Source organism: Rhodoferax sp. TS-BS-61-7 (assembly GCF_002943465.1).
In the GTDB taxonomy this organism is placed as follows: domain Bacteria; phylum Pseudomonadota; class Gammaproteobacteria; order Burkholderiales; family Burkholderiaceae_C; genus Allorhodoferax.
Map to the genome: position 1 here is coordinate 77,197 of NZ_PTQY01000010.1, position 13,918 is coordinate 91,114.

Genomic DNA, 13,918 nt, shown 5'->3' on the forward strand with positions numbered 1-13,918 from the left:
GGCCTTATGAGTTTGAAATTGATGGCGGCCGCCCAGGCCCTGGCCCAGCTGGACCAGTTTGACGCGGTGATTGATGCCCGCAGCGAAGGTGAATTCGCGCTGGACCACCTGCCCGGAGCGCAGAACTGGCCCACGCTGCACGACGACGAACGCATCACCATTGGCACCCTGTACAAACAGGTCAGCCCGTTTGAGGCACGCAAGCTGGGGGGGGTGACGGCGGCGCGCAATATCGCCAGCAACATTGAGACCCACGCGCTGGACAAACCCAAACACTGGGCACCGCTGGCCTACTGCTGGCGTGGCGGCCAACGCAGCGGCTCTCTGAGCCTGGTGCTGGACCAGATCGGTTTCAAGGTCACGCTGGTGCAAGGCGGCTACAAGGCCTTCCGCGCCGCCATGCTGGAAGACATTCCGCTGCAAGCCCAACGCCTGCAGTTCGAGGTGGTGTGTGGCACCACCGGCTGTGGCAAAACCCGCCTGCTGCACGCATTGGCAGCCGAGGGCGCGCAGGTGCTGGACCTGGAAGGCCTGGCCAACCACCGCAGCTCCCTCTTGGGCGCCGTGCCGGGCCTGCCCCAACCGACGCAAAAGCGTTTTGACACGCTGGTATGGGACACGCTGCGCAAATTTGACGCCGCGCGCCCCGTCTATGTGGAGAGCGAGAGCAAGAAGATTGGCAACCTGACCCTGCCCACGGCCCTGGTGGAGCGCATGCACAGCAGCCCCTGCCTGCAGTTGAGCCTGCCCACCGAAGAGCGCATTGAACTGCTGCTGGAGGACTACAGCCACCTGGTGCATGACACCGCCTACTTTTGCCACCGGCTGGACGTGATGGCCGAGTTTCGCGGCAAAGTGGTGGTGCAGGGTTGGAAAGACCAGGTGGCGGCCGGCAACTTCCGCCCCGTGGTGCAAGACCTGCTGACGCAACACTACGACCCGAGTTACCTTAAGTCCATGCAGAACAACTTCCGCCAATTCGGCGCCGCGCGCAGCATCACTACCAGCGATCGCTCGACAGACGCGATGCGCAATCTGGCGCAGGCGCTCTTGGCGCCTTAACAGGTCTGGGGGTTGGAGAGAGCGGGTCTAGGGACCCTGGCCGCTCAGTGGCAGTCGTTCAGGCAGCGTCGCCAGCGGGCGTGCCTTCTGCGGGTGTGCCCGGCTCTGCATCGGTCTCGTCGTTCTCAGGCGCGTCACCGGTCAGTTTGCGCTCGGCCTTGCTCTTGAGCTTTTCTTCTTTTTTCTTTCGCTTGGCCAGTTCTTTCTGACGCTTTTCGTAACCGTAATTGGGTGTTGCCAAGATGTGCTTTCAGTTTGATGGGGCCACTGTAACATCTCCCGGCCACTGCACCACCCCCCGGTAGGCATGCCAGCTGGCGTGCCCCAACCACGGCCCCACCACCAGCAGACCCAAACTCCAGGGCAACAGCATGGCCAGCACCACCAGCGTGGTCAGCAGCAGCCCCCACAGCACCATCACACCTGTGTTGTGGAAAACGACTTCCAGGCTGGTGATGGCAGCTGAGATGGCATCGGTGTCGCGGTCCAGAATCATGGGGATGGAGACCACCGCGGTGGCAAACACCAGCATGGCAAAGGCGCCGCCCACCACGGCGTAGGCCGCCACAAACTCCCAGTTTTGCGGGTTAAACACCGCCTCCAGCACCCCGGTGGTGGACGGCATGCCGGTGTTGAAAAACACCGCAAACACCACCAGCGACGCCCTGCCCCACAGCAGCTCCAGCACCACCAGCACCAAAACCAGCAGCCCCATGCTGCCCAGATGGCGGTCCCAGCAGGTGACAGACGCCCCCAGTGCTGGGGCAACGCCGAGCTCGCGCCGGCGACTCACCTCGTACAGGCCCATGGCCAGAAAGGGGCCCAGCAGCAGGCAGCCCGAGGCAATCGACATGGTGTATTCGGGTTTGGCGCGGAACACCGCGGTCAGCACCACGGCCATGGTGCAAAAGGCCACGCCATAAAACGCCGCAATCCCGGGGTGCGCCAGCAGGTCGGCCGCGCCCTTGCGCAGCCAGACAAAAGGTTGCCCCAAGGTGAGCGGAACAATGGTTTTGCGCGGTGCATCCGAAGGCGGCGGCACATAAGGCTCGGCCATCACGGGCAAGTCCTGCCCGGATGTATCTGGCGGGGGTGAGGTGTGCATGGCCTGCAGCTTAAAGCGGCGGCTGGGCCTTGCCTACTCAGGAAAACACGCAGAGGCCATGCGGGTACACAGCCTCTGCGCGAACGCGACTCAGCGCAGCACGTTCAGCGCTTGTGCGATGTCGGCTTGCAGATCGGCCACGTCTTCCAGGCCGATGGAAAAGCGCACCAGCGTGCCCGGCAGCAAATGGGCCGGCCAGCCTGTGCGCATGGTCTCCAGCTCGTACGGCACCACCAGGCTGATGGGGCCACCCCAGCTGTAGCCCAGGCGGAACAGTTTGAGCGCATCACAAAACGCGTCGGTCTGCGCCTGGGTGAAACGTTTGTCCAAAATCACGCTGAACAGGCCCGCCGCTGTGCCCTCGGCACCGCCGCACAGGGCTTTCCAGTGCGCGTGGCCGGGCGACTCCTCCAGCGCGGGGTGCAACACCTGCACAAACTCGGGCTGGGTTTGCGCCCAGGCCGCCAAGCTTCGTGTCGCCACGTCGTGCGCGCGGTAGCGCAGCGCAATGCTGGGCAGGGAACGCAGCACCAGCTCCACATCGTTCATGCCCACACCAATGCCAAAGCGCATGTGGGTGAGTTTGAGCTTGAGGTGCAGGCCAGCGTCACGTGTAATGACGCTGCCCATGAGCACATCCCCACCGCCACTGGGGTACTTGGTCAGCGCGTGGGCCGAGATATCCACCCCCACTGCCGGGCTGGCGCCAGGCACCATGTCAAACGGCGCAAACGCCAGGCCTGCGCCCCAGGTGTTGTCCAAAGCGGTCAGCACCTTGCGGCGCTGGCAGATGCGGACCATTTCCACCAGATTGGGAAACTCCAGCGAGACCGAGCCCGCGGCTTCGAGCCAAACCAGCTTGGTGCGGCTGGAGATTTGCGCTTCCAGGTCCTCGGGGTCCATGGGGTTGTAGTACTGGTGGGTAATACCCCATCCCATCAACTCACCTTCGACCAGGGATTTGTTAGGGCCGTAGGCGTTGTCGGGCAGCAGCACCTCGTCGCCACTCCTGAGCAAGGACAAGGCCACCAGGCCCAGTGCCGCCAGGCCGCTAGGGACCAACAGACATTGCGCGCCACCTTCCAGCGTGGCCAGGCGTTCTTCCAGCGCGTAGCTGGTGGGCGTGCCGTGCAGGCCGTAGGTGTAGGCGGTTTTGTCCTTCCACTCGCGGCTGCGCATGGCGGCCACGGTGGGGAAGAAGACGGTGGACGCCTTAAAGACGCCGGGCTGCGGCGCTTCAAACCCGCCAGGAGGCTGGTAGGCGTGGTGGATCAGGTCGGTAATGCGTTCGGTCATGCGGCGCTGCAGGGGTCTGTCAGACGCTCCACTTTTGGATGAGCTGCTGCGGACGCAGCGAGTCGTAGCCCTCGAAGGGCTGGTGGATCCAGGGGTTGGTGGGCAGGAACTCGACCGAATAATCGGGCGTGAAGGTGCTCAACGCCTTGGTCCAGATCACGGCGCTGCGCAGCTCCGTGATGGGCTTGTAGTTGTTCTTGAGCTGGTGGATCACCGCATTCAAGGTGTGGCCCGAATCGGCCAGGTCGTCCACCAGCAGCACGCGGCCAGCAATTTCACCCTTGGGCGTGGTGATGAAACGCGCGATGTCCAGGTTGCCCTGCTGCGTGCCGGCTTCGGCACGGTAGGAGCTGGTGGACATGATGGCCAGGGGCTTGTCAAACACACGCGACAGGATGTCACCGGGGCGCATGCCACCGCGGGCCAGGCACAGGATGGTGTCGAACTCCCAACCCGACTGAAAAATCTTGATCGCCAGTTTTTCAATCAGGTTGTGGTACTCGTCGTAGCTCACATACAGGTGCTTGCCGTCTTCTGTCAACATCAGAATGCTCCTAAATTAGTAGCTGCTTGCGCAATATTTACGGGGGCTAGAGGGCTATTTGACTTAAAAATAACGATCACTCGGCCAAGTAGGGGTGGCGCATCATGATGGTGTGGTCCCGGTCCGGGCTGGTGGACACCATGTGGATGGGGACGCCCGTCACTTGTTCGATGCGCTGCAGGTACAGGCGCGCGGCCACAGGCAGCTTGTCGTACTGCGTGACGCCCACGGTGCTGTCGCTCCAGCCTTCCATGGTTTCGTAAATCGGCTTGCAGCGCGAAATGTCATCGGCGCCCATGGGCAGGATATCTACCACTTCACCGTCCAGCTCGTAGCCGGTGCACAGCAGCAATTCTTTCAGACCATCCAGCACGTCCAGCTTGGTGATGCACAGGCCGGACAAGCCGTTCACCTGCGCCGAGCGCTTGAGCAGCGCGGCATCAAACCAGCCGCAGCGGCGTGAACGGCCGGTGGTCACGCCCTTTTCGGCGCCCACGGTGCTCATGTGGTAACCGGGTGTGCCCTCCACTTCCCAGTCCAGTTCGGTGGGGAACGGGCCGCCACCTACGCGGGTGCAGTAGGCCTTGGTGATACCGAGGATGTAGTGCAGCATGCCCGGGCCCACGCCCGCACCGGCGGCGGCATTGCCAGCCACGCAGTTGCTCGATGTCACATACGGGTAGGTGCCGTGGTCCACGTCCAGCAGCGTGCCTTGTGCCCCTTCAAACAGCAGGTTGGCACCGTGGAGGTTGGCTTCGTTCAGTTCACGCGACACGTCCGCCATCATGGGCTTGAGCAGTTCGGCGTGGCGCATGGCTTCGGCATAGACCGGCTCAAACAACACCTTGCCGTCGGCCATGTAAGGCGTCAGTGTCGGGCCGAAGTCAAACGCAGCGGAGCCCAGGTAACTGGTCAACACATGGTTGTGCAGGTCCAGCAGCTCGCGCAGCTTGGCGGCAAAACGTTCGGGGTATTTCAGGTCTTGCACGCGCAGCGCGCGGCGGGCAATCTTGTCTTCGTAGGCCGGGCCAATGCCGCGGCCAGTAGTGCCGATTTTGGCAGTACCGCCCTTTTCGCGGAAGGCTTCACGGGCCACGTCCAGTGCGGCGTGGAACGGCAGGATCAGCGGGCAGGCCTCAGAGATGCGCAGGCGCGAACGCAGTTCCACACCCACTTTTTCCAGACCTTCAATTTCTTCAAACAGCTTGGCGGCTGACAGCACCACACCGTTGCCGATGTAACACTTGACGCCGGGGCGCATGATGCCGCTGGGGATCAGGTGCAAGGCGGTTTTCACGCCGTTGATGACCAAGGTGTGACCGGCATTGTGGCCGCCTTGAAAGCGCACCACGCCTTGGGCGCTTTCGGTGAGCCAATCGACCAGTTTGCCCTTGCCCTCGTCGCCCCACTGGGTGCCCACGACCACTACATTTCGACCTTTGGTTGTATTCATTTCGCTCTGCTTTAAATTGCTGTTACGACCCACTGACCGGCGGCTTGCACCAATTCGCGGTCGCACTGAAACTCATCGACTTCACTCTCGTGCCCTGGCAGGACACAGACCACCGTTTCGCCCTGCTGGCGCAACTGCGCAATGGCAGCGCGCAAGGCGGACGCCTCACCCCAGGGCGCACGCACCGCCGCCCGCAAGGGACGCACCGCAGCGGCACTGGCCAAGACCTTCACGTCCAAACTGAACCCCACAGCCGGCCGCTTGCGGCCAAACACGGAGCCCACCTCGTCATAACGACCACCGCGTGCCAGTGCGTCGCTGGCACCCGTGGCATACACCGAGAAACGCGCGCCGGTGTAATAGGCATAACCACGCAGATCAGCCAGGTCAAAGGAGACACGCACACCGTCCAGATGACTTGCCAGCCACTCCAGGTGGGTCAATGCTTCGCGGATACCGGGCAGATCTGGCAAGGCCTGCCGGGCTTGCGCCAGGACCGACACATCGCCGTACAAATCCACCAGCGCGAGCAGGCCCTGGGCCGTGGCCGCGGGGCAGTTCTGTACCAGCAGGGCCAATTCGCTGCGATCTTTGGCGGCCAGTGCAGCGTGCACCAGCACCTGCTGGGCGGCGCTCAGGCTCGAAGGCAGCAGCAAAGCGTCCACGATGCGGGCATCGGCTAGGTCCACCGTGAGCGCGCCGACCTGGGCGGACTTCAAGGCATCGAGCGCGAGGGTAAGGATTTCGAGATCGGCCTCCAACCCGGAGTGGCCATAAATCTCGGCGCCAAACTGCAGCGGCTCGCGGGTGGCATGGGGGGCCGCTGGGCGCGTGTGCAGCACGGGGCCGCAGTAGCACAGGCGGGTGACACCACGGCGGTTGAGCAAATGGGCATCGATGCGGGCCACCTGGGGTGTGCTGTCGGCCCGCAAACCCATCATGCGGCCCGATAGCTGGTCCACCAATTTGAAGGTTTGCAAATCGAGCGCCTCACCGGTGCCCGAGAGCAAAGACTCCAGGTGTTCCAGCAAGGGCGGCATCACCAGCTCGTAGCCATAGCAGCGCGCCATGTCCAGCAGGTCTCGACGTATTTCTTCGATGTGGCGCGCTTCAGACGGCAGCACATCGGCAATGTGATCCGGCAGGACCCAAGCAGACATGGAATTGGAGGGGGCTGTTAAAACAGCGATTTTACCGGGCTTGGAGCCCGCTTTTCAGGGCAGCAGCCACCAAATCAACAACAAGCCCACCAAGATGCTGGCCAAACCGAAAAAGCGGATCTGGCCATCGTTGAGTTGCAAGAGCTGGGTGAACATGCGCCGCCACCCGGTGGGCGACAGAAAGGGGAAAAGCCCTTCCACCACCAGCACCAGGGCGAGCGCCACCCACAGGGTGTCGGCGCTCAAGGCTTACTTCTTGGCAGCCGCGGTGCCACTGCCACCGTTGCGAAACACCTTGAAGAATTCGGAGGACGAAGGGTCCAGCACCATCACGTCGCTCTTGTTGGCAAAACTGGACTTGTAGGCTTCCAGGCTGCGGTAGAACTGGGCGAACTGCGGGTCTTTGCCAAAAGCCTCGGCGTAAATACGCGCGGCTTCGGCATCGCCCTCACCCTTGATCTTCTGGGCATCACGGTAGGCGTTGGCAATGGTAATTTCACGCTGGCGGTCCGCATCGGCACGGATTTTTTCGCCTTCAGCACCGCCGGTGGAGCGGAGTTCATTGGCCACACGTTTACGTTCGGCCTCCATGCGGCGGTACACCGACTCGGTGATGGCCTCCACATAGTCGACGCGGGTGATGCGCACATCCACCACATCCACGCCCCAGGGTTTGGCGCCACGCACCTTGTCCAGCACTTCGGCCTTCACGTCGGCCATCAGGTCTTCGCGCTTCAGCGACAGCAGCTCTTTCACGGTGCGTTTGTTGATTTCTTCCTGGAATGCGTTGCGCACCACACGGTTCAACTGGCTGGCACCAGCGCTTTCGTTCAAACCCACATTGCGGATGTACTCCGTGGGTTCAGAAATGCGCCAACGCACGTACCAGTCAATCACCACACGCTGCTTTTCGGCAGTCAGCATGGGCTCGGCATCGGTACTGTCCAGCGTCAGCAGGCGCTTGTCGATGTACGAAACGTTTTGGAACGGTGGGGGCAGCTTGAAGTTAAGCCCAGGTTCGGTGATGACTTCCTTGATCTGACCCAAGGCATACACGACGCCAAACTGGCGCTGGTCCACCACAAACAGCGTGGAGCTGGCCAAAGCCAAGAGCACCAGCAGCGAAGAAAAAATAAATCCAATGCGGTTCATGGTCGGGTCCTAGCGAGAGTCACGTTCACGCGAACGGGCGGCATCGCGGCTGCGGGCATCGTTGTTCAAGATGGAGGTGGCGGGCGCTGCAGGCTGGGGAGCCGCCGCGGGTGCCGAGGCGTCCGCCGCGGGTGCGGCATTCATCTGAAGAATTTTGTCCAGTGGCAGGTACAACATGCTGTTGCCCTGGCGGGACTCTACCAATACCTTGGTCACGTTACCATAAATCTGTTGCATGGTGTCCAGGTACATGCGGTCACGGGTCACCTGCGGTGCCTTTTGGTATTCGGTGTACACGGAGCGGAAGCGTTGGGCATCACCCTGGGCCTGGGCCACCACACGGGCTTTGTAGGCATCGGCTTCCTCCTTCAGGCGCGAAGCGGAACCGACGGCACGCGGCACCACATCGTTGGCATACGCCTCGGCCTCGTTCTTGGCACGTTCACGCTCTTGGCCAGCCTTGAGCACATCGTCAAATGAAGATTGCACTTGCTCAGGCGGACGCACACCACCCTGCTGCAGGTTGATGCCAACCACTTCCACACCGACCTTGTAGCGATCCAGAATGGTTTGCATGAGGGTGCGCACACGGGGCGCAATCTGGTCACGCTCTTCTGACAAGGCCGCATCCATCTTCATCTTTCCCAAAACTTCGCGTACCGCGGTTTCGGCGGCCTGCACCACCGCGTCATTGGGGTTCTTGCTTTCGAACAGGAAAGCACGCGCATCGCTCAGGCGGTATTGCACAGCAAACTTGATGTCGAGGATGTTTTCATCCTCGGTCAGCATGGCGGACTCTTTCAGGCCAGTCGCCTTGAGCACGGTATCTCGCCCCACGTCCACAGAGCGGATCTGGCTGACGAACACCAACTCGTGTTTTTCAATCGGGTACGGCAGACGCCAGTTGAAACCGGCGTTCACCGTGGACTTGTATTTGCCAAACTGGGTGATCACTGCTTGCTGGCCTTCTTGCACGATGAAGAAGCCAGTGCCTAGCCAAATCAGGGCCAAAACGCCAAGAATCAAGCCGACACCAATGCCCGCGCTTTTCATATCGGGCTGAAAACCGCCGCCCGAACCACCACCGCTGCCATTGCCACCGCGGGGCTTGGACGCACCACCAAACAGGCCACTCAACTTGCGGTTGAAATCGCGCCACAACTCGTCCAGATCCGGTGGGCCCGATTGCGCCGCACCACGACGGTCCGGCTGCGGCTGGGGCGCTGCAGAGGGTTTAGGGGGGTCACTGTCTGGAGCTGCGCCTTCGGGCTTATCGGAAGGTGCAGAGGAATCGTCTCCTCGGCCCCAACGGGAGTCGTTCAGATTGAACATATTGCGCATCCACTGGGGCCACGTGACCTTGGGGGGATTCGGCAGGGATAGTTTCATGGTTTTGTCTCGCGTACAACAGCTCGGGATTGTGCCCAATTACGAACCGGCCCCATAGGGCTCAGGGGAATACTCGTTGGCAGGGCCCGCACCCGGGGCCGCACTGGCCACAGCGGCCAAATGCTGGCGCAGCAGGGGCATGCCCACATTCTCGCGCGCACTAACAAACACGCGTGGGGTCTGCACGCCGTGCAGGTCGTACATGTCTTCCATGCGCAACGGCTGCAGTTCAGGTGGCAAAGCGTCTACCTTGTTGAACACCAGCAGTTGCGGAATTTGGTCCGCACCGATCTCCGCCAGCACCGATTGCACCTGCTCGATCTGCTCGGTGTAGTTGGGGTTGGAGGCATCCACCACATGCAGCAGCAAATCGGCGTCAACGGCCTCTTGCAACGTGGCCTGAAATGCATCGACCAGTCCGTGGGGCAAATCGCGGATGAAACCCACGGTATCCGACAGGGACACCGAGCGCTGCGCGTCTCCTAGGTACAATTGGCGGGTCGTCGTATCCAGCGTGGCAAACAGCTGGTCCGCCGCGTAGGCCCGCGCCTTCACCAGCCCATTAAACAGCGTGGACTTGCCAGCGTTGGTGTAGCCAATCAGGGAGATATTGAACGCATCCCGGCGCTCACGCTGGCGGCGCTGGGTCTGGCGCTGGCGCTTGACCTTGGAGAGGCGCTCCTTGGTGCGTTTGATGGTCTCGTCGATCATGCGACGGTCCAGCTCAATTTGCTTCTCACCCGGGCCGCCGCGCACGCCAGCGCCACCCGTCTGCCGTTCCAGGTGGGACCAACGGCGTACCAAGCGGGTGCTGAGGTACTGCAAACGCGCCAGCTCGACCTGCAACTTACCCTCATGGCTGCGCGCCCGCTGGGCAAAAATTTCCAGAATCAGGTAGGTACGATCGTTGACCGGCAGCTCCAGGTGCCGCTCCAGATTGCGCTGCTGGCCAGGACTCAGGCTTTGGTCAAACAGGATTTCGGTAGCGCCATGCTGTTGCGCCAGCAACTTGATTTCGTCGGCCTTGCCGGAACCCACAAACAACGCGGCATCGGGTGCACGGCGTTTGCAGGTAATAAGTGCTACGGGGCTCAGGCCAGCAGTCTGGGCCAACAAGCCTAACTCTTCGAGCTCGGCATCAAAGTTGGGCACCCCCAAGTCAACTCCGACCAAAATGGTGGGAGCGACGATCGGCGGAGTTTTGGCTGTCAAATGGGTGTGAGGCGTCTGGCCGAACGCGTGCTGACGGGGCGCAGGCCCCGCAGCATCACGCAGCGGCGTTGTCTTCGGGAACGGCAGCCAAGTTCACGGCACGTCCGGGGACGATGGTGGAAATGGCATGTTTGTAGACCATCTGGGTCACGGTGTTGCGCAGTAGCACTACGTACTGGTCAAACGATTCGATCTGGCCCTGAAGTTTGATGCCGTTGACCAAATAAATGGACACTGGCACATGTTCCCTGCGCAAGGCATTAAGGAACGGGTCTTGTAAAAGTTGGCCTTTGTTGCTCACGATATTCTCCGTGTTCAAGTAGTGAAAGAAGCTTGACGATACCACAGCTACAGCAGCCCGGGCAGCGGCTCAGGCGAATGGCCATCGGCTATCGGTCGTCTTTGTCTGCGAAGGGGTTGGTGGACGACTTCATTTCGATGCGCAGAGGTGTACCAATGAGGTTGAACTCCTTGCGAAAACGCCCCTCCAGAAAACGCTTGTACGTCTCCGTCACATGCTCCAGCGAGTTGCCGTGGACGACAATGATGGGCGGGTTCATGCCACCCTGGTGGGCGTAACGCAATTTTGGACGGTAAGCACCATTCTTCTTGGGCGTCTGGAACTGGACGGCTTCCAGCAGCAAACGGGTCAACACAGGCGTGGGCATCTTGCAGTTGGCTGCGCGGTGCGCCTGGGCAATCGAATCCCAGACCGGGCCCAGGCCCTGGCGCTTCTGCGCCGAAATCATGTGCAAGGCAGCAAACTTGAGAAACCCCAGACGGGTTTCCAGTGAGCGCCGCACCAGCTCACGCTGGTAGTCATCCACAGCATCCCATTTGTTGACCGCCACCACCACAGCACGCCCAGACTCCAAGATGTAGCCGGCAATATGGGCATCCTGGTCGGTCACGCCCTGGGTGGCATCAATGAGTAAGAGCACCACACTCGCAGATTCAATGGCCTGCAGGGTCTTGACGACGGAAAATTTTTCGATGGCCTCAAACACTTGGCCTTTGCGACGCAAACCCGCGGTGTCAATCAATTCGAACCGCTGCCCATTGCGCTCAAAGGGGACAGAAATCGCATCCCGTGTGGTTCCAGGCATGTCAAATGCAACTAGCCGCTCTTCCCCAAGCCAGGTATTGATCAACGTGGATTTGCCCACGTTCGGGCGCCCTGCCACGGCCAGTTTGATAACAGCGGGATCTTCTTCTGCCTCGACCTCATCGGGCAATACCCAACCCAAGCGATCTATAGCCATATCAATCAGAGACCGAATGCCCTGACCGTGTGCTGCCGAGACAGGAAATACCTCGCCCAAGCCCAGCTCAAAGAACTCGACCAATTGGGCGCCCTCTTTCATGCCCTCTGCCTTGTTGGCGACCACCAGACAAGGCTTGCCCAACTTGCGGAGGTATTTGCCAATGTCATGGTCTTGCGCCGACAAACCACCGCGCGCATCAACAACAAACACCACCACGTCGGCCTCAGCCACGGCCTGGCGGGTTTGTTTGGCCATTTCGCGGTAAATGCCGCTGCTGGCATCCGGCTCAAAACCACCGGTATCAATAACGATGAACTCGTGTTTGCCCTGCTTGCCGTTGCCGTAATGGCGGTCCCGCGTCAATCCTGCGTAGTCCGCAACAATCGCATCCCGGGTCTTGGTCATGCGATTGAAGAGGGTGGACTTGCCCACATTGGGGCGCCCTACCAAGGCGATCACTGGTTTCATGGTTCAGAACCCTTCAAACTTATTCGGGTCGGAACGCAAAAACGCCGCCCTTTTGCGTAACGGCAATCAATGTCTTACCAACAAGAACAGGGACACCCAAAATAGCGGAACCATCGGTAGTGGCCCGGTCCATGGGTGCGCCATCTGCGCGCGAGAGAAAATGGAGTACGCCAGCGTTATCGCCCACCACCAAGGACTGGCCGACGGCAAGTGGTGTGCCAAGAGCGCGCCAGCGCAAGGCCTCGGACACCCACAAGCGTTCACCCGAAACCCGGCTCCAGGCAATCAGCTTGCTGTCTACTTCGGTACCGAACACATATTCGGCGTCCCCCCCCAGGCCCGTAGTCCCCGCAGCGGGTTTATTCCAAACCATGGTGCCATTGGTGGCATTGACACATGCCACCGCAGCCTGGAAAGAACGCACACACACATTGGCCTGCAACCGGCTCACACCGGCCACCAGGTCGACCAAACGCTCCACCTCATTGGTGCCACGGCTGACCGCCACGGGCGCCTCCCAGCGGGAAGCACCATTCAAGGGATTCACCCCCAACAAGCGCCCAGCCACCCCGACCACTAAAGTGTCACCCACGGCCAACAACACACCAGCCTGCCCCAGGACCAGGGGGTCCGAAGACCGCTGCAATTGCCACAAGCGCTGACCACTTGCCGCATCAAACGCTGTGACGGTGCGGTCAGCAGTCAAGGTAAATATGCGCGCACCTGCCACGAGGGGCGGAGTAAGGCCCAAAGCACCCAGGCGCTGCTTCCACAGCACTTTGCCGGATGACATGGCAATCAATTCGCCAGCCTCGGACATGACCGCGGCAGTTTGCCCGTCACTGCCCACACCAGAGACCAACGGCGTTCCCACATCCAACTGCCAGGCCACACTGCCCGTCTCACCCTGCAGGGCGGTCACTATTCCCTTGGCGGACGCTAGCAAAACTTGCGATCCCACTACATGCGGTTGTGCCGAGCTTTCCATGGCACCCAACTGGGCAGACCAGGCAGTTTTGACACCAATCAAGCCAATATTGGCACCCAAGTCCTTGGGCACTGGTTTGCTGGGCCCAGAGCAAGCCGCAAGCACCGCAACCAACGCCGCAGCGCTGGCCCATGTGGGTATTTGACGGAACAAAGAAAATGCCATGGTCAGTTGGCCGCCGTTTCCGACGCACCCAAAGCGCCCAGCTTCACAGAAACCAGACGGCGGTATTCTGCACGTGTGTCCATACCAGCCCACGCCTTGCGATACTCGGCAACCGCCTCCGCGTTCTTTCCTTGGGCCAACAACAAATCGCCTTGTTTGTCAGCTGCCAAGGCAACAAATGGCGCTGGGTAACTTTCACTCAGTACCTTGGATGCCAGATCAAACTCTTTCGCTTCGATATGGATACCCGCCAGACGCAGCTTGGCGATGGACGCGTAGGCCACATCTGCTTGACTGCCCCCCACCCAGGTCAATGCCGCCTTGGCCAAATCGCCCTTGCCACCCTGATACGCCAGCTTGGCTAGTGCCAGGCCCGCTTGTTGGGTGTAGACCGTGGAGGCAAAACGCTCCTTCATGTCACCAAACACCCGCTCAGCCAGGACCAAATCGCCGCTGCGCAGGACTTTGTCGACTTCTTCGAACATCACCGAGGCCTGGGCTGCGGTGCGTTTCTGCCAATACTGGTAGCCGTTCCAGGCGGCAAAGGCGCCCAGCACCACGATCAGCAGACCGGTGATAAGGTTGCCATACTGGTTCCAGAAATGTTTGAGCTGGTCCAGCTGCTCTTGTTCTTCAAGGTCTAAATGGTTTGCCATAAG

The 13,918-nt window shown here is 60.9% G+C and carries 15 protein-coding genes; 1 reads left to right on the plus strand and 14 read right to left on the minus strand.

Going from position 1 to position 13,918, the window contains the following annotated elements; genetic code table 11:
* The first annotated feature begins 6 nt into the window (after positions 1-6).
* Entirely contained in the window at positions 7-1,062 is a 1,056-nt protein-coding gene (gene mnmH, locus C5F53_RS19575; RefSeq protein ID WP_105263091.1) for a tRNA 2-selenouridine(34) synthase MnmH, read from the plus strand.
* Positions 1,063-1,120: 58 nt separating this feature from the next.
* On the opposite strand, the gene C5F53_RS19580 is transcribed toward mnmH, so the two are convergent.
* From C5F53_RS19580 to C5F53_RS19645, 14 genes are all read right to left on the minus strand, one after another.
* Complete coding sequence (locus tag C5F53_RS19580; protein WP_105263092.1) at positions 1,121-1,303, minus strand: hypothetical protein; 183 nt, start codon at positions 1,301-1,303, stop codon at positions 1,121-1,123.
* Between the two features lie 9 nt (positions 1,304-1,312).
* Complete coding sequence (locus C5F53_RS19585; RefSeq protein WP_105263093.1) at positions 1,313-2,119, minus strand: DUF2189 domain-containing protein; 807 nt, start codon at positions 2,117-2,119, stop codon at positions 1,313-1,315.
* 138 nt (positions 2,120-2,257) lie between these two features.
* On the minus strand, positions 2,258-3,463 hold the full coding sequence (locus C5F53_RS19590) for a PLP-dependent transferase (protein ID WP_105263094.1): 1,206 nt from the start codon (positions 3,461-3,463) through the stop codon (positions 2,258-2,260).
* Between the two features lie 19 nt (positions 3,464-3,482).
* Positions 3,483-4,007: a phosphoribosyltransferase gene (locus C5F53_RS19595; protein ID WP_105263095.1), complete on the minus strand. Its 525-nt coding sequence runs from the start codon at positions 4,005-4,007 to the stop codon at positions 3,483-3,485.
* 76 nt (positions 4,008-4,083) lie between these two features.
* Positions 4,084-5,460: an adenylosuccinate synthase gene (locus C5F53_RS19600; RefSeq protein WP_105263096.1), complete on the minus strand. Its 1,377-nt coding sequence runs from the start codon at positions 5,458-5,460 to the stop codon at positions 4,084-4,086.
* Between the two features lie 11 nt (positions 5,461-5,471).
* Entirely contained in the window at positions 5,472-6,620 is a 1,149-nt protein-coding gene (locus C5F53_RS19605) for an ATP phosphoribosyltransferase regulatory subunit (protein WP_105263097.1), read from the minus strand.
* Positions 6,621-6,674: 54 nt separating this feature from the next.
* Entirely contained in the window at positions 6,675-6,866 is a 192-nt protein-coding gene (locus tag C5F53_RS19610; RefSeq protein ID WP_105263098.1) for a DUF2065 domain-containing protein, read from the minus strand.
* Between the two features lie 3 nt (positions 6,867-6,869).
* Positions 6,870-7,772 (minus strand): protease modulator HflC, encoded by a 903-nt coding sequence (gene hflC, locus C5F53_RS19615; RefSeq protein WP_105263099.1) that lies wholly within the window; start codon positions 7,770-7,772, stop codon positions 6,870-6,872.
* 9 nt (positions 7,773-7,781) lie between these two features.
* Positions 7,782-9,161: an FtsH protease activity modulator HflK gene (gene hflK, locus C5F53_RS19620; RefSeq protein WP_105263100.1), complete on the minus strand. Its 1,380-nt coding sequence runs from the start codon at positions 9,159-9,161 to the stop codon at positions 7,782-7,784.
* A gap of 39 nt (positions 9,162-9,200) precedes the next feature.
* Entirely contained in the window at positions 9,201-10,373 is a 1,173-nt protein-coding gene (gene hflX / locus C5F53_RS19625; RefSeq protein WP_105263101.1) for a GTPase HflX, read from the minus strand.
* A 55-nt stretch (positions 10,374-10,428) separates the two neighbouring features.
* Positions 10,429-10,692: an RNA chaperone Hfq gene (gene hfq / locus C5F53_RS19630; RefSeq protein ID WP_201740901.1), complete on the minus strand. Its 264-nt coding sequence runs from the start codon at positions 10,690-10,692 to the stop codon at positions 10,429-10,431.
* 70 nt (positions 10,693-10,762) lie between these two features.
* On the minus strand, positions 10,763-12,106 hold the full coding sequence (gene der, locus C5F53_RS19635; protein WP_105263102.1) for a ribosome biogenesis GTPase Der: 1,344 nt from the start codon (positions 12,104-12,106) through the stop codon (positions 10,763-10,765).
* 19 nt (positions 12,107-12,125) lie between these two features.
* Positions 12,126-13,259, minus strand: coding sequence for an outer membrane protein assembly factor BamB (gene bamB, locus C5F53_RS19640; RefSeq protein WP_105263103.1), 1,134 nt, complete (start codon positions 13,257-13,259; stop codon positions 12,126-12,128).
* A 2-nt stretch (positions 13,260-13,261) separates the two neighbouring features.
* On the minus strand, positions 13,262-13,915 hold the full coding sequence (locus C5F53_RS19645; protein ID WP_105263104.1) for a tetratricopeptide repeat protein: 654 nt from the start codon (positions 13,913-13,915) through the stop codon (positions 13,262-13,264).
* Positions 13,916-13,918 lie beyond the last annotated feature (3 nt).